General features: G+C 63.5%; 21 protein-coding genes and 1 riboswitch. Of the genes, 13 read left to right on the top strand and 8 right to left on the bottom strand.

Annotated features, from left to right (window positions below):
* Window positions 1-36 precede the first annotated feature (36 nt).
* The 4 genes from ycfP to ACLHZ1_RS17760 all read left to right on the top strand — a co-directional run bounded on the left by ycfP (window position 37) and on the right by ACLHZ1_RS17760 (window position 3,631).
* Window positions 37-576: an alpha/beta hydrolase YcfP gene (ycfP, locus tag ACLHZ1_RS17775; RefSeq protein ID WP_041998845.1), complete on the top strand. Its 540-nt coding sequence runs from the start codon at window positions 37-39 to the stop codon at window positions 574-576.
* Between the two features lie 78 nt (window positions 577-654).
* Window positions 655-1,947: an NAD(P)/FAD-dependent oxidoreductase gene (locus ACLHZ1_RS17770; protein ID WP_427263137.1), complete on the top strand. Its 1,293-nt coding sequence runs from the start codon at window positions 655-657 to the stop codon at window positions 1,945-1,947.
* Window positions 1,948-2,060: 113 nt separating this feature from the next.
* Complete coding sequence (locus tag ACLHZ1_RS17765; protein WP_111874480.1) at window positions 2,061-2,378, top strand: heavy metal-binding domain-containing protein; 318 nt, start codon at window positions 2,061-2,063, stop codon at window positions 2,376-2,378.
* Between the two features lie 242 nt (window positions 2,379-2,620).
* The gene (locus ACLHZ1_RS17760; protein WP_427263136.1) at window positions 2,621-3,631 is read left to right on the top strand and encodes a S66 family peptidase; all 1,011 of its coding nucleotides are present in this window, start codon (window positions 2,621-2,623) and stop codon (window positions 3,629-3,631) included.
* 63 nt (window positions 3,632-3,694) lie between these two features.
* Here the strand turns inward: ACLHZ1_RS17760 and ACLHZ1_RS17755 are convergent, their stop codons facing one another.
* On the bottom strand, window positions 3,695-5,959 hold the full coding sequence (locus ACLHZ1_RS17755) for an LTA synthase family protein (protein ID WP_427263135.1): 2,265 nt from the start codon (window positions 5,957-5,959) through the stop codon (window positions 3,695-3,697).
* A gap of 233 nt (window positions 5,960-6,192) precedes the next feature.
* On the opposite strand from ACLHZ1_RS17755, the gene ACLHZ1_RS17750 reads away from it, so the two are divergent.
* On the top strand, window positions 6,193-7,269 hold the full coding sequence (locus ACLHZ1_RS17750) for a hypothetical protein (RefSeq protein WP_427263134.1): 1,077 nt from the start codon (window positions 6,193-6,195) through the stop codon (window positions 7,267-7,269).
* Window positions 7,270-7,335: 66 nt separating this feature from the next.
* On the opposite strand, the gene lysC is transcribed toward ACLHZ1_RS17750, so the two are convergent.
* Together lysC and argA are read right to left on the bottom strand one after the other, a co-directional pair.
* Window positions 7,336-8,688, bottom strand: a complete 1,353-nt coding sequence (gene lysC / locus ACLHZ1_RS17745; RefSeq protein WP_427263133.1) for a lysine-sensitive aspartokinase 3 — start codon at window positions 8,686-8,688, stop codon at window positions 7,336-7,338.
* A gap of 86 nt (window positions 8,689-8,774) precedes the next feature.
* Window positions 8,775-9,000, bottom strand: a riboswitch (Lysine riboswitch).
* A 109-nt stretch (window positions 9,001-9,109) separates the two neighbouring features.
* Window positions 9,110-10,438 carry an amino-acid N-acetyltransferase gene (argA, locus tag ACLHZ1_RS17740; RefSeq protein ID WP_427263132.1) on the bottom strand — a complete coding sequence of 443 codons (1,329 nt, stop codon included), beginning with the start codon at window positions 10,436-10,438 and terminating at the stop codon, window positions 9,110-9,112.
* Between the two features lie 251 nt (window positions 10,439-10,689).
* Between argA and msrA the strand changes: the two genes are divergently transcribed.
* The gene (gene msrA / locus ACLHZ1_RS17735; protein WP_427263131.1) at window positions 10,690-11,322 is read left to right on the top strand and encodes a peptide-methionine (S)-S-oxide reductase MsrA; all 633 of its coding nucleotides are present in this window, start codon (window positions 10,690-10,692) and stop codon (window positions 11,320-11,322) included.
* A 260-nt stretch (window positions 11,323-11,582) separates the two neighbouring features.
* Here msrA and ACLHZ1_RS17730 read toward each other — a convergent pair whose 3' ends face one another.
* From ACLHZ1_RS17730 to ACLHZ1_RS17720, 3 genes are read right to left on the bottom strand one after another with little or no spacing between them, the layout of a single operon-like run.
* Window positions 11,583-11,918, bottom strand: coding sequence for a DUF3802 family protein (locus ACLHZ1_RS17730; RefSeq protein ID WP_408796768.1), 336 nt, complete (start codon window positions 11,916-11,918; stop codon window positions 11,583-11,585).
* A gap of 35 nt (window positions 11,919-11,953) precedes the next feature.
* The gene (locus tag ACLHZ1_RS17725) at window positions 11,954-12,469 is read right to left on the bottom strand and encodes a GNAT family N-acetyltransferase (protein ID WP_408796767.1); all 516 of its coding nucleotides are present in this window, start codon (window positions 12,467-12,469) and stop codon (window positions 11,954-11,956) included.
* The gene (locus ACLHZ1_RS17720; RefSeq protein WP_427263130.1) at window positions 12,466-12,822 is read right to left on the bottom strand and encodes an MmcQ/YjbR family DNA-binding protein; all 357 of its coding nucleotides are present in this window, start codon (window positions 12,820-12,822) and stop codon (window positions 12,466-12,468) included. Before ACLHZ1_RS17720 ends, ACLHZ1_RS17725 begins: the two co-directional genes overlap by 4 nt.
* A gap of 108 nt (window positions 12,823-12,930) precedes the next feature.
* Between ACLHZ1_RS17720 and ACLHZ1_RS17715 the strand changes: the two genes are divergently transcribed.
* A complete protein-coding gene (locus ACLHZ1_RS17715; RefSeq protein ID WP_427263129.1) occupies window positions 12,931-13,725 on the top strand; it encodes an alpha/beta fold hydrolase in 795 nt (264 codons plus the stop codon).
* Between the two features lie 30 nt (window positions 13,726-13,755).
* Here ACLHZ1_RS17715 and ACLHZ1_RS17710 read toward each other — a convergent pair whose 3' ends face one another.
* A complete protein-coding gene (locus ACLHZ1_RS17710; protein ID WP_427263128.1) occupies window positions 13,756-14,733 on the bottom strand; it encodes a LysR family transcriptional regulator in 978 nt (325 codons plus the stop codon).
* Window positions 14,734-14,796: 63 nt separating this feature from the next.
* On the opposite strand from ACLHZ1_RS17710, the gene ACLHZ1_RS17705 reads away from it, so the two are divergent.
* The 6 genes from ACLHZ1_RS17705 (at window position 14,797) to ACLHZ1_RS17680 (ending at window position 22,856) form a co-directional block, all read left to right on the top strand.
* Window positions 14,797-16,494 (top strand): L-lactate permease, encoded by a 1,698-nt coding sequence (locus ACLHZ1_RS17705; protein WP_427263127.1) that lies wholly within the window; start codon window positions 14,797-14,799, stop codon window positions 16,492-16,494.
* 12 nt (window positions 16,495-16,506) lie between these two features.
* Window positions 16,507-17,298 (top strand): (Fe-S)-binding protein, encoded by a 792-nt coding sequence (locus tag ACLHZ1_RS17700; protein WP_427263156.1) that lies wholly within the window; start codon window positions 16,507-16,509, stop codon window positions 17,296-17,298.
* Complete coding sequence (locus tag ACLHZ1_RS17695; protein WP_427263126.1) at window positions 17,291-18,727, top strand: LutB/LldF family L-lactate oxidation iron-sulfur protein; 1,437 nt, start codon at window positions 17,291-17,293, stop codon at window positions 18,725-18,727. The genes ACLHZ1_RS17700 and ACLHZ1_RS17695 overlap by 8 nt, the downstream gene beginning before the upstream one ends.
* Window position 18,728: 1 nt before the next feature.
* Window positions 18,729-19,373 (top strand): LutC/YkgG family protein, encoded by a 645-nt coding sequence (locus tag ACLHZ1_RS17690; protein WP_427263125.1) that lies wholly within the window; start codon window positions 18,729-18,731, stop codon window positions 19,371-19,373.
* Entirely contained in the window at window positions 19,373-22,165 is a 2,793-nt protein-coding gene (locus ACLHZ1_RS17685; RefSeq protein WP_427263124.1) for an FAD-binding and (Fe-S)-binding domain-containing protein, read from the top strand. The genes ACLHZ1_RS17690 and ACLHZ1_RS17685 overlap by 1 nt, the downstream gene beginning before the upstream one ends.
* Window positions 22,166-22,298: 133 nt before the next feature.
* Entirely contained in the window at window positions 22,299-22,856 is a 558-nt protein-coding gene (locus tag ACLHZ1_RS17680; protein WP_427263123.1) for a hypothetical protein, read from the top strand.
* 258 nt (window positions 22,857-23,114) lie between these two features.
* Here ACLHZ1_RS17680 and ACLHZ1_RS17675 read toward each other — a convergent pair whose 3' ends face one another.
* Window positions 23,115-23,816 carry a cold shock domain-containing protein gene (locus ACLHZ1_RS17675; RefSeq protein WP_427263122.1) on the bottom strand — a complete coding sequence of 234 codons (702 nt, stop codon included), beginning with the start codon at window positions 23,814-23,816 and terminating at the stop codon, window positions 23,115-23,117.
* Between the last annotated feature and the right edge of the window lie 418 nt (window positions 23,817-24,234).

The following is a 24,234-nucleotide window of genomic DNA, read 5'->3' as shown; positions in this document are numbered from 1 at the left end:
TTTCGAAAGAACCGACACAGATTCTGAGGTCTTACCATGATCATCTATCTGCATGGCTTCGATGCCACTAGCCCTGGCAATCATGAGAAGGTGCTGCAGTTGCAGTATATCGATGATGATGTGCGCTTCGTACACTACAGCACCATACATCCCCGCCACGACATGAGTCACCTGCTCAAGGAGGTGAAGAAGCAGCTCGACATGAGCACGGACCCCAAGCCCCTCATCTGCGGTGTGGGCCTGGGCGGCTACTGGAGCGAGCGGATCGGTTTTCTGTGTGGCATCAAACAGGTGATCTTCAACCCCAACCTGCACCCCGAGATCAACATGGAGGGGCGTATCGACCGGCCCGAGGAGTACCAGGACATAGGCACCAAATGCGTGTCAGAATTTCGTAATAAAAACTCAGGAAATTGCCTGTGCATCCTTTCCGTGCGGGATGAAGTGGGTAATAATGCGGACACTGAGCGTGAATTGAAGAATTATTACGACATCGTGTGGGATGAGCGGGAGAGCCACAAATTCAAGAATATCTCCCATCACCTGCAGCGGATGAAGGCCTTCAAGGAGGCCTGATGCAGTCACGTCATGGATTCAACTATCAAGGGAGCCTCCGGCTCCCTTAGCTTTAAATGGAACCTGAGGTAATTCACCATGACCAATATCGTTGTCGTCGGCGGCGGGGCTGGCGGGCTGGAGCTGGCCACCAGCCTGGGCCGCAAGCTGGGCAAGAAGAACAAGGCACAGATCACCCTGGTGGACCGCAATCGCACCCACCTGTGGAAACCCCTGCTGCACGAAGTGGCCACCGGCTCCATGGACGCGGGCATCGACGCCCTGAGCTACCAGTCCCATGCCAAGAACCACGGCTTTGACTTCCAGCTTGGCAGCCTGACCGCCATCAAGCGTGACGAGAAACGCATCGTGCTGGCCCCGATCCACGACGAGGATGGGGAGCTGGTGGTCCATGAGCGCGAGCTGCCCTATGACATCCTGGTGATGGCCATCGGCTCCGTCTCCAACGACTTCAACACCCCGGGCATCAAGGATCACTGCATCTTCCTGGACAGCCCCTCCCAGGCGCACCGCTTCCACGACCACATGATGAACCGCTTCTTGCAGTTCGCCACCGAGTACCAACCCGGTGACAAGGTCAAGATCGCCATCGTCGGCGGCGGCGCCACCGGGGTGGAGCTCTCCGCCGAGCTCTACAACGCGGTGGAGCAGCTCTACGCCTACGGCTTCAAGAACCTCACCACCGACAGCCTCAAGGTGACCCTGGTGGAAGCGGGCCCCCGCATCCTGCCGGCCCTGCCCGAGCGCATCAGCGGCGCCGCCCACCAGGAGCTGGTCAAGCTGGGAGTGGACGTGCGCACCGCCACCATGATCACCGAAGCCACCAGCGAGGGGCTGCGCACCAAGGATGGGGAGCTCATCGAAGCAGACCTCATGGTGTGGGCCGCCGGCATCAAGGCGCCGGACTTCATGAAGGAGATCGCGGGCCTCGAGACCAACCGCATCAACCAGCTGGTGGTGCACCAGACCCTGCAGACCACCCGTGACGAGCACATCTTCGTCATTGGCGACTGCGCGGCCTGCCCGCAGCCGGATGGCAAGTTCGTGCCGCCGCGGGCCCAGTCCGCCCACCAGATGGCGACTCAGGCCTACAAGAACATCCTGGCCAAGCTGGCGGGTGGCGAGATGAAGCCCTACCTCTACCACGACCACGGCTCCCTGGTCTCCTTGAGTCGCTTCTCCACCGTGGGCAGCCTGATGGGCAACCTGATGCGCGGCTCCATGATGGTGGAGGGTTACATCGCCCGTCTGGTCTACATCTCCCTGTACCGGATGCACCAGGTGGCCCTGCACGGCTATGTGAAGACCGGCCTCATCATGCTGGTGGGCCGCATCAACCGGGTGCTGAGACCGACTCTGAAGCTGCACTGAGTCCCGTCCGGACGCGATGACGACAGGGAGAGGCCGAGGCCTCTCCCTTTTTTGTTTCTGTCCCGGCAGGCTTTGGGGTAGTCTGGAACCCGTTTTCACCCAAGGAGCGCAAGATGATCCTCTCAACCACCCCCACCCTGGAAGGCAAGGTTATTCGCGAGTATCGCGGCATCGTGGTCGGCGAGGCCATCCTCGGTGCCAACGTGTTCAAGGATCTGTTCGCCGGCATCCGCGACATCATAGGCGGGCGTTCCGGCGCCTATGAAAAGGAGCTGGCCCGGGCCCGGGAGATCGCCTTCGATGAGCTCAAGGAGCGTGCCCAGGCCCTTGGCGCCAACGCCGTGGTGGGCATCGACCTCGACTACGAGGTGGTCGGCCAGAACGGCAGCATGTTGATGGTGAGCATCAGCGGCACCGCCGTGGTGGTGTGACGGCGCCGTGACCCGCCAGTCCTCAACCCGCAAAGCCGATCGGATGATCGGCTTTTTCATGGTGGCGAGTCTCTGGGGGCCTCCCTGCCTCACGCCGGGGAAAGGGATCCTCGCCCACGCCCGAGCAGGTCTGCCATGGGGCCACTATCTCTTGTCGGGCAGAAAATATCTGGATTAGGATGGAACCCGATGTCGGGTCATGAGGTGCCCGGCGCCCAGACGATCAGGAACGACTGTCAGCCATGGATCTTCTCAAACCCGCCGGGCTCAAACCCGGCGACACCATCGGTTTTTTCTCCCCCGCCAGTGCGGCCACCGCCTGGGCGCCCAGGCGGTTCGAGCGTGCCAGGACGTTTCTGGAAGGGCAGGGGTTCAGGCTAAAGGCAGGCTGCCTGACGGGGGCGCAGGATCACTGGCGCTCCGGCACCATAGCGGCGCGGACCGCCGAGCTCAACGCCCTCATCCGGGATCCGCAAGTCCGTTGCATCATGTCGGTGATCGGTGGCAGCAACGCCAACTCCCTGCTGCCTTATGTCGATTACGAGGCATTGCAGCGGGATCCCAAGATAGTCGTCGGCTACTCGGACATGACGGCCCTGCTGCTCGGCATCCATGCCAGAACCGGTCTGGTGACCTTCTACGGGCCTGCCCTGGTGGCCTCCTTTGGCGAGTTCTCCCCCCTGGTGGATGAGACACTGGCGGCGTTTCTGGCGATCTGTGCTGACGGCGCCTCCCCCTTGCCCCATGGCTTGCCGACCCCGGCGTACTGGAGCGAGGAGCGACTGGCGTGGGAGCAGCAGAGCCGCGCCAAGCAGTGCCAGCCCAACCGGCTCGTCTCGGTGGGGACGGGCCGGGTGCGGGGGCGGCTGATGGGCGGCAATCTCAATACGATGTCAGGGATCTGGGGGTCTCCCTATATGCCGGCCATCGAGCGGGGCGACATTCTGCTGCTGGAAGACAGCCTCAAACAGGCCGAGACGGTGGAGCGGGGCTTTGCCCACCTCAAGCTGTGCGGGGTGTTCGACCGCATCGGCGCCCTCGTCCTCGGCAAGCACGAGGGGTTTGACAGCCAGGGCAGCGGCAAGGCGCCCCTCGATATCCTGCTGGAAGTGGTGGGGGAGCCCGGCTTCCCTATCCTGGCGCAGTTCGACTGCGCCCATACCCACCCCATGTTGACGGTGCCGCTCGGCATCGAGGCCGAGCTGGACCTGGATGCCCAGCGCCTGAGCCTGTGCGAACCCTGGTGGCGCTAGGGGAACCTTGCCACAGACAACGAGGCCGCAGCTGCGGCCTCGTTGTCATCGCCCCGCGCCGGCTCAGGGCAGGGTCTCGGGGCGAAAGCTTTCGCGGATCTGCGGCACCAGGGGCGAGACGTCGAATCCCTTCTCCTGGCCGAGGACGGGGTGGAGCAGGGGGCCATCCTTCAGGGGGGTGAGATCCCCGGCCAGCAGGGCGCGGGTCGCCTGGCCCATCTGGTAGAGCTGGCGCACGGCACCAAACTGGCGCGCGAGATCCAGGCTGCCGTCATTGCGGGTAAAGGCCATCATGGGGATCTGATAGCTGGCATCCCGGGGCGGCCTGTCCCCATGGATCCCCTTGCCCGCCGGCATCAGGTAGGGCTGGTGATCGCCAAAGGCCACCACCAGATAGCGTTTGCCGCTGGCATCCAGGGCCTTGAGCAGCCGCTCCAGGGAAGCCATGGCATCCACCACCCCGGTGTAATAGGTGTTGAGCAGCTGGCGCTCGGCCGGCGCGAGATCCGGGCAGGCCTTGTCGAGCTGCTGGGCCTGATAACGCACGCCATCGAAGGGGCCATGACCCTGCATGGTGACCCCGTAGGCGAACAGCGGCTGGTCATCCTGATTGCTGCGCCTGAGCAGGTGATCGATCAGGGCATGGTCCGACACATAGAGTCCCTTGTACTCCAGGCTGGTGAAGTGGTCACTGAACCAGCGCTCCTCATACCCCAATGCCGCAATGGCCTTCTCCCGCCCCCAGAACTTCTCGGTATAGGGGTGGGCGAACAGGGTGCGATAGCCGCTGGCCCTGGCGGTCTGGGCCAGCCCGGGCACCTGGTCGCGCAGATAGTAGTAGGGCACTATGCCCTGCTTGAGCAGCCCCACCGGCAGCCCGGTGTTCATCTCGAACTCCGGCAGCACCGTCATGCCCCCCGTGGTGGGGGAGTGGATGGTCTTGTGCCAGCGGGCCACGGTGGCGGGCAGGTTCAGGGTGGGGGCGGGGGCGCAGATCCTGGCCCGCCAGTCGAGCCAGAGGGACTCGTACTGCAGCACTATTACCCTGTCCCAGCGAGGTTGAGCCGGGGGCGGGGTCTGCGGCCGGGCCTGGCTCAGGCTGGGGGCCTTGCTGTGCAAGGGGTGGCGAAAGATGTTGCCGCTTTGCAGCATCTCGTCCACCAGGTTGAACAGATAGAGGCCGGGACCGGCGCGGATGATGTCCCTGTGGTAGTTGACCGCCCTGTCCATGTAGCGGATGTTGACCCCCAGCAGCAGGTTGCCGGCCTGGGTGGCGAACACGCACAGGGCGAAGAAGGCGACGGTGGCGGCCAGGGTGCGCAGCACCCAGCGCGACAGGGCGAAGTACCAGCACAGGAAGAGGAGGGCGAGGCCGAATACCCAGGGCAGCAGGGGATGCTGCTCGGTCAGGATGCGGGCCAGGGCCAGCAGGTTGCCCAGATCGTCTCCCCCGAGCGGCACCCCGTAGATGGCAATTTTCATGAAGTTGGCGAGCAGCCCCAGGGCGCAGAGCAGGGTGAACACCAGCCCCATGTAGAGGTTGAAACCGGCCAGGGCGCACAGTCCCCAGCCGAGCACCATGCTGCCCCAGGCCAGGTAGTAGCGCTCGGGGCGAAAGCCGGTCCAGAGCAGGAACTCGCCGACCCGAAACACCACGAAACCGTGCAGCAGCACGAAGGTGAGGTTGCCTATCAGCAGGCAGCCCATCAGCCGCCAGGCGAGCCCCCTGCGCAGGAGCGGCAGGCAGATGCGCAGGGCGGCGGCGCAGATGAGCAGCACCAGCCCCAGGCTCGCCAGCAGATAGCTGAGGTTGAACCCCTGCTCCGGCAGGGGTTGCAGTATGCGGCGCAGCCCGCCGCTGTCATCCCTGTCTGCCAGCTGCAAACCGATGCGCAGCTGATAGTGGTTGGAGAGGGCGTCGTCCGGTGCCCTGAGGGTGCTGTTGAGGTCGAGGCTGCACCTCGTGGGATCGCAGCGTTGGCGCTTGTCGGCCCGCTGGCTCTGGGTGGCGATGGCCGTTCCCTGCTCCCCCAGCAGCTCCACCCGCACCCTGTCCGCCGGTTGCAGCGGCTGCCTCAGCTGCCACTGGCTGTGCACCACCAGATAGAGGCCGCGGTTGTCACTCTTGTAGAGCAGGGAGTGACGCACCAGGGTGGCGACCGGGTTGTCGGCGGGCCCCAGCACCATGGGTCTGGCCGGACTCAGCAGGTTGGCCGGGCTTAAGGTCGGCAGCAGCAGGGTGAACAGCAGCAGGGCAGACAGCAGCGCCAGCATCAAGGCTGGCAGCGGGGGAACCCGTGGCCGTTGGCCTGGGCGGGAGAGGGGCATAAGGGCTCGTCCTTTGAGCATCATCTTGCTTGCTTCAATGTTGACCGATGGTGCTGGGCTTGCCCTTGCTTGTCAATTTAATGACAGAAAAATGAATGGATGCGGACACTTGTGTGACGGGGATCCGGTCCCGACCGCTGTTTCTGTGATGAAAGCGGCATCATGAGAGGATGGCACTGGCAAGGGAGCGGGAGCGCTGTTTACTCTCTCAATAACGAATGAGGGAGACTGTAATGAATCCTAAAGTTGCCGGACGCCAGGCGAGACTACTACAGATGTTGCAGCGCAACGACGAGATACGGGTTGGCCGCGAGCGCGACTGTCCCCTCTCCCTCGCCCAGTTGCAGAGCCTGGGGGAGAGCCACCCCGCGGTGATCGCGCTCCATGATGGCGGCCTCAGCGCCCAGGTGTTTCACCTCAAGGTCGAGGGCCATCACTGGTGCCTCAAGCGCAGGCGCGCCGTCTCCCGGGTCGCCAATCCCGATGGCCAGACCGCCTTTCTCACCGAGCTCGAACGCCGGCGGGAGATAGAGGCCCTGCGCGAGCTGCATCCCACCCTGCTGCCCAACGTGGTCTGCACCAGCTTCGGCTCGGCCCGGGCCGGGATCCTGCTCTCCCCCTGGCTGCGGGGCGAGCCGGTGCGCACGCTCTGCGAGCGCAATCTGGCCCAGATGCTGGCGGCCGAGGCCGAGCTGGCGCGCTGGGGCTGGTTTGACTGGGATCCGAGCCCGGGCAACCTGCTCGACGACGGCCAGCAGATCAGCCTGTTCGATTTCGGTTACACCTGGCCCTTCGATCCCCGCTTCGAGTTCAACTCCAACGGCCTGTGCGACCCTGAGTTTCATGTGGTGGAGCGTCTCGAGACCCGAACCCTGTCCGGGCTCTGGCTCGACGAGGTCAATCCGCTGGCGCAGTTTGCCTGCTGGCGACGCCTCACCCTGGCCTGGGCCGAGCAGGAGCTGGCGCGGCTGAGCCGGGAGGGGGCCTGTGACCCCGTGCTGGCGAGGCTGGAAGGGCTCGCCGGCGAGTGGCGCACCGCCCTGAGCGGCGAGGAGGCGCTGGCGGCAAACTGGCTCAAGGACATGTATCGCAGCCATCGGCTGGATGTGCAAGACGATCTCGGCGGCAAGAGCTGCACCCCGCTCACCCTCAAGCGGCTCGACTGGCTGGAACATGCCCTGCGCCATCTCTATGAGGAGCTGGCCGAGGGCGCGCAGCTGGGGGGGCTGAGCCAGTCCCAGCTGCTCGAGGAGCTGGCCCGCTGGCGCGAGCAGGCCAGGGAGTGGCAGCTGAGCCCGACCCCGGCCTGATCCCGGGAGCAAAAAACGACAGAGGGCGCCCGGGGCGCCCTCTTTGTTGCCGTGGCCGGCGACGGCTCAGTCGAGCAGCTCCTGGTGCAGACGATTGACTATCTCGCCTGCCTCGTGCTCTTGCACCAGGAAGCAGAGGTTGTGGGCGCTGGCGCCGTAACAGATCATGCGGATGTTGTGCTCGCGCATGGCGTCGAACACCCGGCTGCCCACCCCGGCGGCCTCGCTCATCCGGTTGCCGATGAGAGCCACCAGCGCCAGATCCGTCTCCACCTTCACCTTGCACAGCTGGCCCAGCTCCGCCAGCACCTTGTCGCCGAGGGCGGGTTCGCCGTTGCTCTGGCTGCCGGTGTGATCCAGGGTCAGGGACACGCTCACCTCCGAGGTGGTGATGAGATCCACCGAGATGCGGTGGCGGGCTAGGATGCCGAACACCTCGGCCAAAAAGCCGTAGGCGTGGAACATGTTGAGGCTGTGCAGGGTCACCAGCACCTGCCGGCGGCGCAGGGCCACGGCGCGAAACAGCGGGCTGCTCTGGGTGGTGGCGCGGATCCAGGTGCCCCCCGCCGCCGGATCCTTGCTGGAGCCGACAAACACGGGGATGTCCTGGCGCACCGCGGGTTGCAGGGTGGCCGGGTGCAGCACTTTGGCGCCGAACGTGGCCATCTCTGCCGCCTCCACGAAGCTGATCTCCGGGATGGGGCGGGCGCGGGTGACCAGGCGGGGATCCGTGGTGTAGATGCCGGGGACGTCGGTCCAGATCTCGATGGCGGTGGCGTCCAGGGCCTCGGCAAAGAGGGCGGCGCTGTAGTCGGAGCCGCCGCGCCCCAGGGTGGTGGTGCGGCCATCGCCATCGGCGCCGATGAAGCCCTGGGTGATGAGGAGGGTGTCACCGAGCAGGGGGCCCAGGGCCTGCTGGCAGAGGGCGCGGCTGGCGGCGAGATCCACGCTGGCCTTGCCAAAGCGGCTGTCGGTGCGCAGCAGCTGGCGCGCATCCTGCCATTGGGCCTTGACGCCCCGCTGGCACAGAAGCTCGGTAAAGAGCCGGGTCGACATCAGCTCGCCGCAGGCGATCAGGCGATCCGCCAGCTCCGCATCGGTCTGCTGGGTGGCCTGGAGCGCCATCTTGCGCACCTCCTCCAGCAGGCCATGGATGATGGCGGCGGTGTCGGCCGGCTGGCCGAGGTCTTGCAGTATACCCTGCTGGATCTCGGCCAATTTGCCGAGCTGCGCCTCGCGCTCCCCTTCATCGAGTTCGCCCTGGGCCAGGGCCACCAGCAGATTGGTGACCCCGGAGCTTGCGCTCAGCACCACCAGCCGGGTTGCCGGGTTGGCCAGCACTATGTTGGCGCAGTTGTTCATGGCGGCGGCATTGGCGACGCTGGTTCCGCCAAACTTGGCGACGTTGAAAGGGCTCATTGCATACTCCTGTCTATATCAAATATCCGGATCCATGGGGCAAAGAGACAGGGGAGGGCAGAAAATGGCAGGAATGGCGAAGGATCCCGGCCAGAAGCGCTCCACCTGCAGAGCCCATCCAGTACCCGGCCAGGATCTGGACCGGGTAGTGGATGGACACGACCGATGACAACCCGGGGGATTCAGCCCCCGCGGCCGACGATGAGGATACCAGGCTCCTCCTGCGTCTCGGCGCTGCTCCCCCTCAATCGGCATCATGGGACTCTGGTGTCCTGCTCCGACCTACCTGGGCAACGCTCCTCTTCTGGCTCCACCCGCTGGGGGTGGAGTGCAGTTAGAAATAACCCGCGTTGGATTGCACTGTCAATCGAGTTTCGAAAAAAGTTCAATTTCCCGCCGAAGACAACACAAAATCAACAGCTTAAAAAATGGGCTTTGACAAAACCTTGGAGCGACGCTGCCAGTTGTAGAGCCGCTGGCGCGCCACCGGCAGGGCCTCGACCTCCAGGGGCTCGAACCCCCGCTCCCTGAACCAGTGGATGGAGCGGGTGGTGAGCACGAACAGCTGGCGGATGCCGAGCCGCTTGGCCCGCTCCGCCACCTTGGCCACCAGCTGATCGCCCCGGTTGGAGTTGCGGTACTCGGGGTGAATGGCGACGCAGGCCATCTCGGCCATCGCCTCCTCCATGAAGCAGTAGAGGGCCGCGCAACCGATGATGAGGCCGTCGCGCTCTATGATGGTGAACTTGTCGATCTCCATCTCCAGCTGCTCCCGGGAGCGGCGCACCAGGATCCCTTCCTCCTCCAGGGGGCGGATGAGATCCAGGATGCCGCCGATGTCTTCTATGGTGGCGGCGCGGGCCCGTTCGGCGCTCTCTCGCACTATCTGGGTACCCAGCCCCTCGCGGCTGAACAGCTCCTGCAGCATGGCGCCGTCATCCTGGTAACTCACCAGGTGGGAGCGGGGCACGCCGCCGCGGCAGGAGGCGATGGCCGCCCGCAGGTAACGGGCGGTGCCGGACATCTCTTCCCCCGCCTGCTCCAGCTCCACCAGCCGTTCTTCCGCCTGCTCGGGGAAGAGCTCGGAGATGGCATGGCCCTGTCTGTCCAGCACCCCTTGGCTGGAACTGAAGCAGATCAGCTTGTCGGCCTTGAGATCCACGGCGATGCGTCTGGCCACCTCTTCCGAGGTGAGATTGAAGCTCTCCCCGGTGACGGAGCAGCCGATGGGGGAGATGAGCACCAGGTTCTGCTGATCGAGCTGACGCACTATCCCCTCCACGTCGATGCGACGGACCCGGCCGCTGTGGCAGTAGTCGACCCCATCGTCGATTCCCAGGGGCTGGGCGGTGACGAAGTTGCCGCTCACCACGCTGATGCGCGCCCCCTGCATGGGGGTGTTGGCCAGCCCCATGGAGAGCTTGGCGGTGATGTCGAATTGCAGGCCGCCGCTCACCTGCTTGATGAGGGCGAAGCTGGGGTCGTCGGTGACCCGGACTCGTTTGTGGTAATGGGCCTCGATGCCGGCGCGGGCCAGGGCCTCGTCGTTCTGGGGGCGGGCGCCAAACACTAGCACCAATCGGATCCCAAGCGTCTGAAGCAGGGCGATGTCACTGACGATATTGGCAAAGTTGGGATGGGCGATGGACTCCCCTCCCATCATCAGCACGAAGGTGGCCCCCCTGTGCACGTTGACATAGGGGGTGGACTGCCGAAAGGCATGGACCAGGCTGGGTTCACGTTCACGCACTCGAGATTCATCCATAAAAAAACAGCAATGGGCTCAATATATGAAAATAAATTCACAAATCAAGACTAAATATTGATTTTGCGCGATTTGTTGCCGTCACGGCCTCGCCCCGGGAGTCTGATGGTCCGAGATGACGAGGTCATGACTCGCCACCGGGAGAGAGCAGGGCGGTTGATCCGGCGGGACAAACTCCTTATCTTCACCCTTCTTGCCGATGTCACGGGCTGGACCCGCTAGTTAAGGATGAGTCAATGGAAGCGATATTGAGTGCCGAACAGGCCCTTCCCGGGCGCGATGAGCCCATGGTCATTGGTCAGCTGCACGCTGTCAACGGCCACCCGACCCAGGGGCCCTGGCCCGAGGGGATGGCGCTGGCCTGGTTTGGCATGGGCTGTTTCTGGGGGGTGGAGCGCCTGTTCTGGCAGCAGGCCGGCATCTATTCGAGTGCGGCCGGTTATCAGGGGGGTCATACCCCAAACCCCAGCTACCAGGAGGTGTGCAGCGGCCAGACCGGCCATGCCGAGACGGTGCAGCTGGTGTTCGACCCCAAGGTCATCTCCTACGCCGAGCTGCTGCGCCTGTTCTGGGAGCACCATGATCCGGCCCAGGGCATGCGCCAGGGTGGGGATCTGGGCACCCAGTACCGCTCCGTCATCTTCTGTGGCGACGAGGAGCAGCAGGCCCTGGCCCAGGCGAGCCTGGTCGCCTACCAGAGCGCCATGGCCGCCAGCGGCGACCCGCGCACCATCACCACGGAGATCAGGCCGCTGGCCCCCTTCTACTACGCCGAGGATTACCATCAGCAGTATCTGCATAAAAATCCGGAAGGGTATTGCGGTCTCGGTGGCATAGGCGTCTGCCTGCCCCCCAGCCTGGCGCGCTAGTTGGCGCCGCTTGGTACTGGCAGCAAAATAAGTTGAAATAAATGGGCAACAAAGCGGAACTTGGCCGGGAAGGCGTGGACTAACTAGTTAGCAGCCAAGGATGGCCGCGATGCCAGACACATGATGAGCCTCCCAACCATGATAGCAAGCGGGGCCGCCCTCAAGGGGCGGCCCTTCTCATTTCAGCTCGCCGACCGGTGGCGTCGCCCGGGTTGCGCCCATGAGGGCGCCGCTGGCAGGGACAAGCCGAGCGGGGAGGATCAGTTGATGGCGCTGTCGAACAGGTTCTTGATGAGGTCGATGAATTCGTTCAGGAAGGCGTGTTGCTGCTCGGTCGGGGCCTGGAGCCAGACGGCGGAGAGCACCTCCTCCAGATCGGCGACCACGGCGTCGGCCTCCTGCATCATCACGAAGCGCAACTTGGCATCGAGCTGGGGGTTCTGCTCGCACAGGGTCATCAGGCTGTTGGCGACCCGGCTGCTCACCAGATCCTCTATGGTCAGCTCGCCCTGGCCGGATTGATGGCCTTCGAACAGGCTGAGCCGTTCAACCAAATACTCAATCAGCGCTATATAGCCGTCACTCTCAACCACCATGGGGTGCTACCTCATCGAAAAAATCAGGGCGTATTCTAGTGGTTGTCGTCAGCTTGGCAAGGGCCGTCGTCAAGGGAGAGGTGCAGGCGATGGCGGGTGAAGCCGACGCCGCCCCGGCTCACCTGCTCCAGGCCGTCCAGGACGAAACCGTGACGCAGAAACAGGGGATAGCTCAGCAGGCTCGCCTCGGTATCGATCCAGGTCAGGCCCAGGGCGCGGGCCTCGGCGATGAGGCGGCGGATCAGCAGGCTGGCGAGCCCCTGCCTGCCCCACTCGGGGGCGACATAGAGCAGCCCCAGATGGCCACTCGGGCTCAGGGTGATGAAGCCCAGCAGCGCATCCCCCTGGGCCAGCACCCAGCCGTAATGGGTCTGCAACTGATCGGCGAAGCCGGGGTGATGGGCTCCCCGGGCCCATTGTTCCACCTGTTCCTGGCTGTAGTGCGCGGGGCCGAGCTGGCGCACCGCCCGCTCGAACAACTCGGCCAGGCGGGGGATGTGCGCTGCGGTCAGGGGCACGCAGCGGGGGGCCAGGGGCGGGTGCGCCCTCATGGCTTGACCGCCTGGGGTCGCCTGGCCTTGGGCAGGCCGGCCACCACCCGCTCATAGGAGTGGACTATCCAGCCCTGCCAGAGATCGTCCGGCAGGCTCTCGCTTAAGATCACGGTGTTCCAGTGCTGTTTGTTCATGTGATAGCCGGGGGTGACCTCGGGGTGGATCTCCCGCAGCAGCAGGGCCAGTTCGGGCTCGCACTTGAGGTTGAGGCGCATCGGCGCTTCCTGCCAGCTCAGCAGGGCGAACATCTTGCCGGCGATGCGATAGACCAGGTATTCGGGGCCAAAGGGCGTATCCTCGGCGGCGCCCGGCAGGCTGAGCAGAAATTCACGTAACTGTGTCAGGGTCATGCAAGCCTCCAGGCGGATCCGATCATGCGAGCAAGCATATTCATCCGGGTGAGCCATCTGTTAATATGCGCGCCGAGTATACCCCCCATCACAGCGGGAGCCCATGAGATGTTGTACCACAAGACCTTTGAGCTGGGCCCCGATCGGGATTGGGTGGTGTTCGTGCACGGCGCCGGCGGCAGCTCCTCCATCTGGTTCAAGCAGCTGCGGGCCTACCGGGAGCACTTCAACGTGCTGCTGCTGGACCTGCGCGGTCACGGCCAGTCCAACCAGTTGCAGCAGGTGGTCAAGGGCCACTACAGCTTTCGCGCCGTGACCGAGGACATCCTGCAGCTGCTCGATCACCTGCGCATCCCCCAGGCCCACTTTGTCGGCATCTCCCTTGGCACCATCCTCATCCGCCACCTGGCGGAGCTCTGCCCCGAGCGGGTCAGGAGCATGGTGCTGGGCGGCGCCATCCTGCGCCTCGACATCCGCTCCCGGGTGCTGGTGCAGCTGGGGCGGATCGGTCAGCACGTCCTGCCCTACATGTGGCTCTACCGCCTGTTCGCCTTCATCATCATGCCGCGCCAGCACCATCAGGAGTCCCGCAACCTCTTCGTGCGCGAGGCCCGCAAGCTGTGCCAGAAGGAGTTCAAGCGCTGGTTTCGTCTCGCCACCGAGGTGAACCCTCTTATGCGCTATTTCAAGGAGCGCGCCCTGCCCATTCCCACCCTCTACGTGATGGGGGAGGAGGATCACATGTTCCTCGCCCCGGTGCGCGAGCAGGTGGCCCGGGATCCTTACAGCCGGCTCGAGATCATCGAAAAGTGCGGCCACGTCTGCAACGTGGAGCAACCGGAGCGCTTCAATCGCCAATCGTTGGCGTTTCTCTCCCGCCAGGCGACCCTGCCGGGCCGATAGCGGCGAGCCCCCAGCCCGTGTTCGGGCCCCTCAGACGAAGTAGTGGCCAATCTCCAGATAACGCTGGCGGATATGCTCGATGAGCAGCCTTATCTTGCGCGGTGGCTGGCGGGTGAAGGGGTAGACGGCGTAGATGCCGAGTTTCTTGCCCACTCGCTCGGGAAACAAGTCCACCAGTTCGCCGTTCATCAGATCGTGATAGACCAGACAGCGCGGCACATAGACGATGCCGCGCCCCCCGAGCGCCGCCTTGCGCAGGGCCCCGGCGTTGTCGGTTGAGAAGCTGCCCGACACCGACAACAGATAATCCCCCTGTTCCCCCTTGAAGGCCCACTCGGACGCCCCCGTGCTCTGGTAGGCGTAGCGCAGGCAGTTGTGGCCTTGCAGATCCCTGGGCTCGCGCGGCGCCCCGAAGCGGCGCACGTAGCCGGGAGCGGCGCAGATGACCCACTGGGAGTCGAGGATGTGGCGGGCAATCAGGCTGGAATCATCCAGATAGCCGGTGCGAATGACCAGATCGAACCCCTCTTCCACCAGATTGACGAAGCGGTTGTCCAGCGACATCTCCACCGTGAGCCCGGGGTGCTGCTGGCAAAAATCGGCCACCGCATCGGCCAGCAACAGTTCCCCCGAGATGGTGGGCACCGACATGCGCACGTGGCCGCTCACCTTTTCGCCAAACCCCGCCACCGCATCGAAGGCGTCCAGTGCGGCGGCCTTCACATTTTTGGCACCCTGATAGAGGGCCTTGCCCGCCTCGCTCAGGGTGAGGCGACGGGTGGTGCGATAGAGCAGCTGCACCCCGAGTTCTTCCTCAAGACGCCCGATCCGTTTGCTAACCACTGAATTTGTCAGGGAATTTTGTTCCGCCACCTTGCTGAAGGAGCCTGCCTCCACCACCTGGGCGAAGAGGATGAGGTCGTCGGTGCTGGCCATATTGATCAACTTTTGGAATGAATGTTGTTCATTATTTCCATATATCGCGAAAAAGGAACAGGGTAAGGTCACGTTCGCTTAACAAAACAACAACAAGGTGCCCCCGCGGTGCCCCCTCTGGACAAGGACGTTATGATGACAGACACCCTGCTGGCCCTGGTGGCCTTCTCGCCGATCCTGGTGGCCGCCGTGCTGCTGGTCGGCCTCAACTGGCCCGCCAAGCGCGCCATGCCCATCGCCTTTCTGTTGACCGTCTTTATCGCCCTGTGGGGCTGGCAGATGAGCCCGACCCGGGTCTTCGCCTCCACCCTGCAAGGATTGGTGATCACGGTGACCGTGCTCTGGATAGTGTTCGGCGCCATCCTGATGCTCAACACCCTCAAGCACACCGGTGCCATCACCGCTATTCGCAGCGGCTTTACCAACATCTCACCGGATCGGCGCATCCAGGCCATCATCATCGCCTGGTGCTTTGGCGCCTTTATCGAAGGGGCCTCTGGTTTTGGTACCCCGGCCGCCATCGCCGCCCCCTTGCTGGTGGCCATCGGCTTCCCGGCGCTCGCCGCCGTGCTGCTCGGCATGATGATCCAGTCCACCCCGGTATCGTTCGGCGCGGTGGGCACCCCCATCCTCGTTGGCATCAACAAGGGGCTCGACAGCCAGGCCATTGGCCAGACGTTAAGCGCAGGCGGCAGCAGCTGGGACATCTATCTGCAGCAGATCACCACCAACGTGGCCCTCATTCACGCCACCGTCGGCACCCTGATGCCGGTGCTCATGGTGATGATGCTGACCCGCTTCTTCGGCCGCCACCGCAGCTGGACCGAGGGGCTCGCCATATTGCCGTTCGCAATTTTTGCCGGGCTCGCCTTCACCGTGCCTTATGCCCTGACCGGCATGCTGCTCGGCCCCGAGTTCCCGTCCCTCATCGGCGGTCTGGTGGGGCTGGCCCTGGTGGTGACCGCGGCGCACCACGGCTTTTTGGTGCCCAAGACTCAGTGGGATTTCGCCCCCGAGAAAGAGTGGCCGGCCGAGTGGCTCGGCTCCATCAAGCTGGATCTCAAGGAGGCCGCTGGCCGCCCCATGTCGCTCATGCTGGCCTGGCTGCCCTATGTGGCGCTGGCCCTCTTGCTGGTGGCGAGCCGGGTGAGCCCGGAGTTCAAGGCGAGCCTCCTGTCGGTCAGCCTGCCGTTTGCCGATCTGCTGGGAGAGAAGGGGGTGAGCGCTTCCATTGAACCGCTCTATCTGCCGGGGGGCCTCTTGGTGCTGTGCGCCCTGCTGGCGACCCTGATCCAGTCTCGCTCCCTCGCCCCCTTTGGCAAGGCCATGGGCGAGTCCGGCCGCACCCTGATCGGCGCCGGTTTCGTGCTGATTTTCACCGTGCCCATGGTGCGCATCTTCATCAACTCCGGCGTCAACGGGGCGGATCTCGCCAGCATGCCGGTGACCACCGCCAATTTCGCCGCCGGGCTGGTCGGGGAGTTCTTCCCGGCGCTGAGCGCCACTATCGGCGCCCTGGGGGCCTTTATCGCCGGCTCCAACACGGTGTCGAACATGATGTTTAGCCAGTTCCAGTTCGAGGTGGCGCAGACCCTGGGGGTCTCCACCGCCGCCATGCTGGCGCTTCAGGCGGTGGGCGCGGCCGCCGGCAACATGATCGCCATCCACAACGTGGTGGCGGCCTCGGCCACCGTGGGTCTGCTCGGCCGCGAGGGGGCGACGCTGCGCAAGACGGCGCTGCCCACCCTCTACTACCTGCTGGCCACCGGCCTCATCGGGCTGGCGATCATCTATAGCTTCCACATCTCGGACGCACTGCTGCAATTGAAGTAAGGAGAGCAAGTGATGAAGGTAATGCGGGTCTATCCGGCCAAGCCGGCCGATGTCTATCTCTACGCCACCTGTCTGGTGGACCTGTTCGACCCGGTGGCGGGGCTCGATGCCATCGCCCTGATCGAGCGGGAAGGGATAAGGGTGCACTTTGTCGAGAAACAGACCTGCTGCGGGCAGCCGGCCTACACCTCGGGCCATGAGGAGGAGGCGCGCCAGGTGGCGCAAAGCCAGATGGCGCTCTTTCCCGAGCCCTGGCCCGTGGTGGTGCTCTCGGGCTCCTGCGGCGGCATGATGCACCATCACTATGGCCGCCTCTTTCCGGGCAACCCCGAGGTGGCGGCGTTTTGCGAGCGGGTGTTCGAGCTGACCGAGTTTCTGGCCCAGATCTGCCGGGTACGCTGGCGCGCGGTGGGGGAGGCGAGCATCGTCATGCACACCTCTTGCTCGGCCCGGCGCGAGATGCAGGTACATACCACGGCCCGCGCCCTGCTGGGGCAACTCGATGGCGTCACCTTGCACGAGCAGGCCTACGAGAGCGAGTGCTGCGGCTTTGGCGGCACCTTCTCGGTGCGCCATCCCCACATCAGCCAGGCCATGGTCGAAGACAAGACCCGCCACCTGCTGGCGACCGGCGCTGACACCTTGGTGAGCGCCGACTGGGGGTGCCTCTTGAACATCAAGGGCTCCCTGGCCTATCAGGGCAAGACACTGCCCGCCATGCACCTGGCGAGCTTCCTGCTCGCCCACAGCGAGCCGGTGGCTCAGGGCTTACCAGCGCAAAAACAGGGGGCCCATCATGAGTGAGCACGCCAAGTATTCGCCGCGCCGCTTCCATCCCCAGGCCGAGGTGGCCCTGGCTGACCCCGTGCTGCGCCAGAATTTTCGCGGCGCCATGGATTACCTGCGCGCCAAGCGCCGCGATGCCTTTGCCGATCCGGCTGAAGAGGACGCGGTGCGCGATGCCGCCGAGCGCATTCGCCAGCGCTGCTTGTCGCGCCTGCCCGATCTTTTGGAGCAGCTCGAAGCCAACTGCGAGCGCAACGGCATCAAGGTGCACTGGGCCCAGACCCCCGATGAGGCCAATGCCATTATCCTTCGCATCGCCCAGCAGCACGGGGTGAGCTCTATCGTCAAGGGCAAGTCCATGGTGAGCGAGGAGGTGGGGTTCAACCACGAGATGGCGCGCTACGGCATCCGCTGCCTTGAGAGCGACATGGGGGAGTTCATCGTCCAGCTCGATGGCGACACCCCGTCCCACATCATCATGCCCGCCATCCACAAGAACAAGCAGGAGGTGAGCGACACCTTCGCCCATAACCTGGAAGGTTTCACCCCCACCACGGACGTGGACGCCCTGATCCAGACCGGGCGGCGGGCCCTTCGCGAAGAGTTTCGCCGCGCCGGCATGGGGCTGTCGGGCGTGAACTTCGCGGTAGCCGAGACCGGCAGCCTGTGTCTCGTCGAGAACGAGGGCAACGGGCGCATGTGTACGACGGTGCCGAAAGTGCACGTGGCCATCACCGGCATCGAGAAGGTGGTGGAGTTTTTATCCGACGTGCCGCCCCTCTACAGCGCCCTGACCCGCTCGGCCACCGGCCAGGCCATCACGACTTATTTCAACGTCATCAGCGGCCCGCGCCGGGCAGGGGAGCTGGATGGCCCGGACGAGGTGCATCTGGTGCTGCTCGACAACGGCCGCAGTCAGGCTTATCGGGACGAGGAGCTGCGAAAGACCTTGCAGTGCATCCGCTGCGGCGCCTGCATGAACCACTGCCCTGTCTACACCCGCATCGGTGGCCACGCCTACGGCACCATCTATCCGGGCCCCATCGGCAAAATCATCTCCCCCCATCTATTGGGTCTGGAAAGCACCCAGGACTTGGTGACCGCATCGAGCCTGTGCGGCGCCTGCGGCGAGGTGTGCCCGGTGCGCATCCCCATTCCCGATATGTTGCAGCGCCTGCGCCGGGAGGCCAAGCATGACGCACAGCCCGGCCACGAGCCGCTGGCGGGGCAGGGGGCGGCCAAGAGCCGGCTCGAAACCCTCGCCATGCAAGGCTTTGCCTTCGCGGCCACCCACCCACGCCTCTATCACGCCGCAACCAATGTGGCCGGTCGCCTGCGAGGCTTGATGCCCAAACATCTGGGCCCCTGGACCCAGTGCCGCGAGGCCCCCCAACCCGCCCCCCAGAGCCTGCACGCCCTGCTGCGCCAGAAGAAGAAGGAGTCCTGAGATGACCAGCAAAGAGGCCATATTAAGCCGCCTGCGCGGCGCCGCCACCCCCATATCTCACGCTCCCCATGGCTGGCAGCCCTGGCGCGGGGCAGACGACGGCGCGCGGCGTGAGCGCTTTCTTGGCATGATCAGCGCCAGCCACGCCGAGACCCTCACCGTCACGGAGGCAACCCTGGCCCGAGATCTGGCTGCCTGGCTGGATGGGGAACAGATTCAGACGTTGGCCTGCGGTCAGGGGGGCCGCTGGCAGGAGGCGGTCGCGGCCGCCTGCGCCGGGCGCTCTGTGTTGACTCCGGCGGGAGAGTTCGCCAGTTGGAAGGAGGCGCTGTTTGATCAGATGCAGGCCGGCATCACCCACTGCGCGGGGGCCATCGCCGATACCGGCACCCTGGTGTTGCTGCCCGATGGCGGCGAGCCGCGCACCCTCTCCCTGGTGCCCCCCTGCCATATCGCCCTGCTGGCGGCCTCCACCATCGCCGACAACCTGGCGGGGCTGGTGGACGCCGGGCGCTGGCAGCAGGCCATGCCCACCAATCTGCTGCTGGTCTCCGGCCCTTCCAAGACCGCCGACATCCAGCAGACCCTGGCCTACGGCGCCCACGGCCCGAGCCGCCTGTTGGTGGTGCTGGTGGAGGGTTGCTAATGAGCTGGAGCCAATTTGACGCCGCCGTGCTCTCGCGCATCCCGCCGGAGCGGCTGGTGAGCGACCCGGATCTTCGGCTCGCCCACGGCACGGACGCGAGCTTCTACCGCTTGGTGCCCGAGCGCATCGTGCGCCTCGACTCCCTCGATGAAGTGCGTTTCGTGCTCGGGGTGTGCCGCGAATTGCACCTGCCGTGCACCTTTCGCGCCGCCGGCACCAGCCTCTCGGGTCAGGCCCTGAGCGATTCGGTGCTCATCACCTTGACCGACAGTTGGCGCGGCCACCGCATTTTGGACGAGGGGGCCCGCATTGCCCTGCAACCCGGAGTGATCGGCGCCGATGCCAACCGCTATCTGGCGCCTCTGGGACGCAAGATTGGGCCGGATCCGGCCTCCATCAACGCCTGCAAGCTCGGCGGCATCGCCGCCAATAACGCGAGCGGCATGTGCTGCGGCACCGCCCACAACAGCTATCACACCTTGCACGCCATGACCTTGCTGCTGGCCGATGGCACCGTGCTGGATAGCGGCGATCCCCACAGCCGCGCCGCCTTTGCGGCCAAGCGCCCAGAGCTGCTGGCCGGGCTCGCCGCCCTGCGCGCCGAGGTGCTGGCCAATACCGAGCTTGCCGCCAACATTCGCCACAAGTACCGGCTCAAGAACACCACCGGCTACGCCATCAATGCCCTGCTCGACCATGCAGATCCCATCGATATCCTCACCCATCTGATGATTGGCTCGGAGGGAACCCTCGGCTTTATCGCCGAGGTGGTGCTCGATACCGTGCCCGAATACCCCCACAAGGCCTCGGCCCTGCTGGTGTTTCGGGACGCCGAGCAGGCCTGTCTGGCCACCTCGCGCCTGAAAAGTGCCCCGGTGGCGGCGGTGGAGCTGATGGATGGGCGCTCCCTTCGCTCGGTGGCGGGCAAGCCCGGCCTGCCGGACTTTATCAAGGCGCTGGATTTAACCGCCTGCGCCTTGCTTGTCGAGGTGCATGGGGAGTCGAAGGAAGAGCTGGTCGATCGCTGCGAGCAGGTGACGGCCATGGCCGCCGAATTCGCTCAGGTCGCCTCTGTGCCCTTTACCACCGACAGCGCCGGGCTCTGGGCCATTCGTAAGGGGCTCTTCCCGGCGGTGGGGGCGGTGCGCACCACCGGCACCACCGTCATCATCGAGGATGTCGCCTTTCCCATCGAGCGTCTGGCCGAAGGGGTGGCGGGGCTGCAAGCCCTGTTCGATCGCTTTGAATACGGTGAAGCCATCATCTTCGGCCACGCGCTGGAGGGGAACCTGCACTTCGTCTTTACCCAGGGGTTCGATGATCCGGCGCAGGTGGCCCGCTATGGCGCCTTTATGGATGCGGTGGCCGAACTCGTCGCCGTGCGCTTTGGCGGGTCGCTGAAAGCCGAGCACGGCACCGGCCGCAACATGGCCCCCTATGTGGAGCTGGAATGGGGGCCGGAGGGGATGGCGCTGATGCGCCGCATCAAGGCGCTGCTTGACCCCGATAGCTTGCTCAATCCCGGCGTCATCATCAACGACGACCCCAAGGCACATCTGGCCCACCTCAAACCCATGCCGGCGAGCGATGCCATCGTCGACCCGTGCATCGAGTGCGGCTTTTGCGAGGCAGTCTGCCCCTCGCGCACCCTGTCGCTCTCACCGCGCCAGCGCATCGTGCTTTACCGCGAACTGGCCCGCCGCAATCGTGCCAATGAGCCCTCCCACGAGCTGGCCCGGCTGTTTGACTATCAGGGGATTGAGACCTGCGCCGCGACGGGGCTGTGCGCCGATCGCTGCCCGGTGGGCATCAACACCGGTGCGCTCATCAAGAAGCTGCGCACTGACAAGTACAGCCGCTTCGTGCCCATCGCCCGCTGGAGCGCCGATCACTTCGCCGGGGTCACCCGCACGGCGCGCGGGGCTCTCGGCCTCAAAGGGATTGCTGGCAAGGTGTTGGGGGAGAAAGCGCTGGCAGGATTGGTGAACGGGGTGCGCAAGCTCAGCGGCCAGCGCACCCCCGCCTGGCTGCCCACTCTGCCGGGGCCGAGCCGCTACCACTGGCCGCAAGGGGAGGGGAGCCATGGCGGATCCCGCGAGCGCGCTGTGGTCTATCTGCCGTCGTGCGCCAGCCGGGTATTCGGCCAGCAGGAGGAGGCCCCGTCACTGCCGGACGTGGTGTTATCCCTGCTCAAGAAGGCAGGCTGCCGGGTCATAGTGCCGACGGAGGTTGAGGGGCTCTGCTGCGGCATGCCCTATGACAGCAAGGGGATGAGTGAGGTCGCAGAGGCCAAGCGTACTGAGCTGGCCGAGGCCCTGTGGCAGGCAAGCGAAGCCGGCCGCTGGCCCGTGCTGCTCGACACCAGCCCCTGCGTGCAGCGGCTGTTCTCGGGGGCGCTTGGCAAGGGCCTTCGGGTGTTCGAACCCTCCGCCTTTGTGCTGGAACACCTGCTGCCCCACCTTGAGCTGGTCCCCATCGATGAGACCGTCATGCTCCATATCACTTGCAGCAGCCGGCGCATGGGGCTCGGCGATAAGATGCTGGCGGTGGCCCGCGCCTGCGCCCGCGAGGTGATAGTCCCTGAGCATATCCAGTGCTGCGGCTTTGCCGGCGACAAGGGGCTGATGACCCCTGAGCTTAACGCCGCGGCGCTTGCCAGCCTGCCTGCCCAAGTGCCCGTCGATTGCCGTCAGGGTTTTAGCAACAGCCGTACCTGCGAAATGGGGCTCAGCCAGCACGCCGGTATTCCCTATCACAGCATCCTCTATCTGGTGGATCAGGCGGCGAGATAGGGAAAAAAACGGCAGGATAAATATCCTGCCGTTTTCAATGGGGTGAACAAGGTGGTTTGAAAGCGGGACTTGTCTGGAGCTACGTGCTATGAAAGGGGCCGATGCTGATACGAACGATGGCAAGGAAGAATGGATGACGCCGCTGAACCACTATCTGCCTGCCTATCACTTCTGTGAAGAGCACGCTCGCGACATTGCCGCCGACCCGCACACCGTCATCCAGGCGGCGGCCAACTATCGACCGGAAACGGATCCGGCCTTTCGCCACCTGATCGGCTTGCGGGAAGTGCCGATGCGCCTTGGGCATCTTCTTGGCCGCCAACAGAGCGCCAGCCCTCCTCCCTTTGGCCTGCACAGATTCGTGCAGCTCGACAGCCAGGACGACAACACGCTGCTCTACGGCCTTGTCGGCCGGTTCTGGCGGCCGGACTTTGGTCTGGTGACCATGGCGGACAGCCAGGCTTATCTGGACTTTGCGGTGCCAGGCGTCGCCAAGCTGGCTCTGGGGTTTTCGGCCAGCCGCCAGCCAAACGGCACCACCCGGTTGACCACCCAGACAAGGGTGTTCTGCCCGGATCTGGCCTGTCGCCTCAAGTTCGCACCTTACTGGTATCTGATCCGCCCCGTCAGCGGCCTGATCCGGCGCCGGATACTGGGCGCCATCAAGGCCGAGAGCGAAAGAGTGTTGTAGTCGCCATGCCAGAGCACTCATCTTGACCTTCACTTTTTGGCACAAGCAGAAGATAAGGAGTTAATGACATCTGAGTTCCATGCTGCCGTGCTTGCAGCCATGGAATACAGCCGCACCTGCGAAATGGGGTGGAGACAGCATTCCCTATCACAGTATCCTCATCTGGTTGATCAAGTGGTGAGATAAAGAAGTAGGTGCAAGAGTCGGGAGTTTATCTGGCCATTAACTGCTTCACGACAAGTTCTGATTAAGTAATGTTCAACTCAGCCAAGATGCGATAGACACTAACCCTACTGGAATAACGATCATCATTGCTAGAACACCAAGGCAGCCGCTATCCCGGCCTGATGATGAGTGGAAATAATTATTTGTTGTTTCTTGGTTGCTCAACCATTCAGCATGGCAAGTTGAGCAATAGAGTTTCATTGTTCCCGTATTCCAAGCGCGAATGGTGCGATTGTCAAACAGGGCATTGCAACGACAACGAGAACAGGTAAAGAATTTGTTTGAAGGTTTTTTGGGACGACTGAAGAGAGCAAGTAATATCATTGCAAACAATGCAGTTGGAAGTGATATCGCAAGGTCTTTTTCTTTAAGATATTTAAAACCAGATAAAGTTATCAAAACTATAGCCAAGATTAAAAAAACATAATCCAGAGGTGTTTTTCTGACCGGTTCAAGAATGATTTTTTGATCACTTGACCCTCTCTTAGAACGAGAGCTTTGTTTGGAAGGTTGTTTGATAGGACGAAGAGTCCAACCTTCATAGTAAACTTCTGTCGCTCTCACCCGTCGCTGACTATCGGTCTCAGTCTCAAACAACACCTCGTCATTAATCTGTGGCCTTCTGTCTTTGGGGTTCACAGCAGAGATATGGAAGAATATTTTTTCTGAACCATCCTCTGGCGTAATAAATCCAAAGCCCTTGCCATCATTCCATTGAGTAATTTTTCCTTTCATTTTCTTCCCTGGGTATCGAATGTTGAATTGACTGTGTTAATGAATGAGGGATTGACAAAGAAAATGATTTTTTATTCTTGTGTCCCTAGGTACTTTATATATAGAGGAAGATCTCACTGAGATTGTCATGTCGTATAACACACTCAATCTTGATGTTATAAACCCTGCTTAACTATCAAGCAATGGTGTTTACTGGTATCCAGTCCTATTTCATTACTCACTAAATCACACGGCTACCGCACGGGATATAGCCTCCATTGTGCTGCGGTTAACCGATTGACGAGGTACGAACCTTAACCATCCCCTCATATGAGCGAGGCGTGGCGCGGCTTCTGAGGTATGATCGCCATCCTTGACCAGCTAATACCCAACAGACTATCCCCATGTTTAACCACGAACTAATCCTCAACCACATCGA

The sequence above is a fragment of the Aeromonas sobria genome (genome assembly GCF_050266975.1).
Lineage (GTDB): Bacteria > Pseudomonadota > Gammaproteobacteria > Enterobacterales > Aeromonadaceae > Aeromonas > Aeromonas sobria_B.
This window is presented reverse-complemented; position numbering and strand designations above follow the sequence as displayed.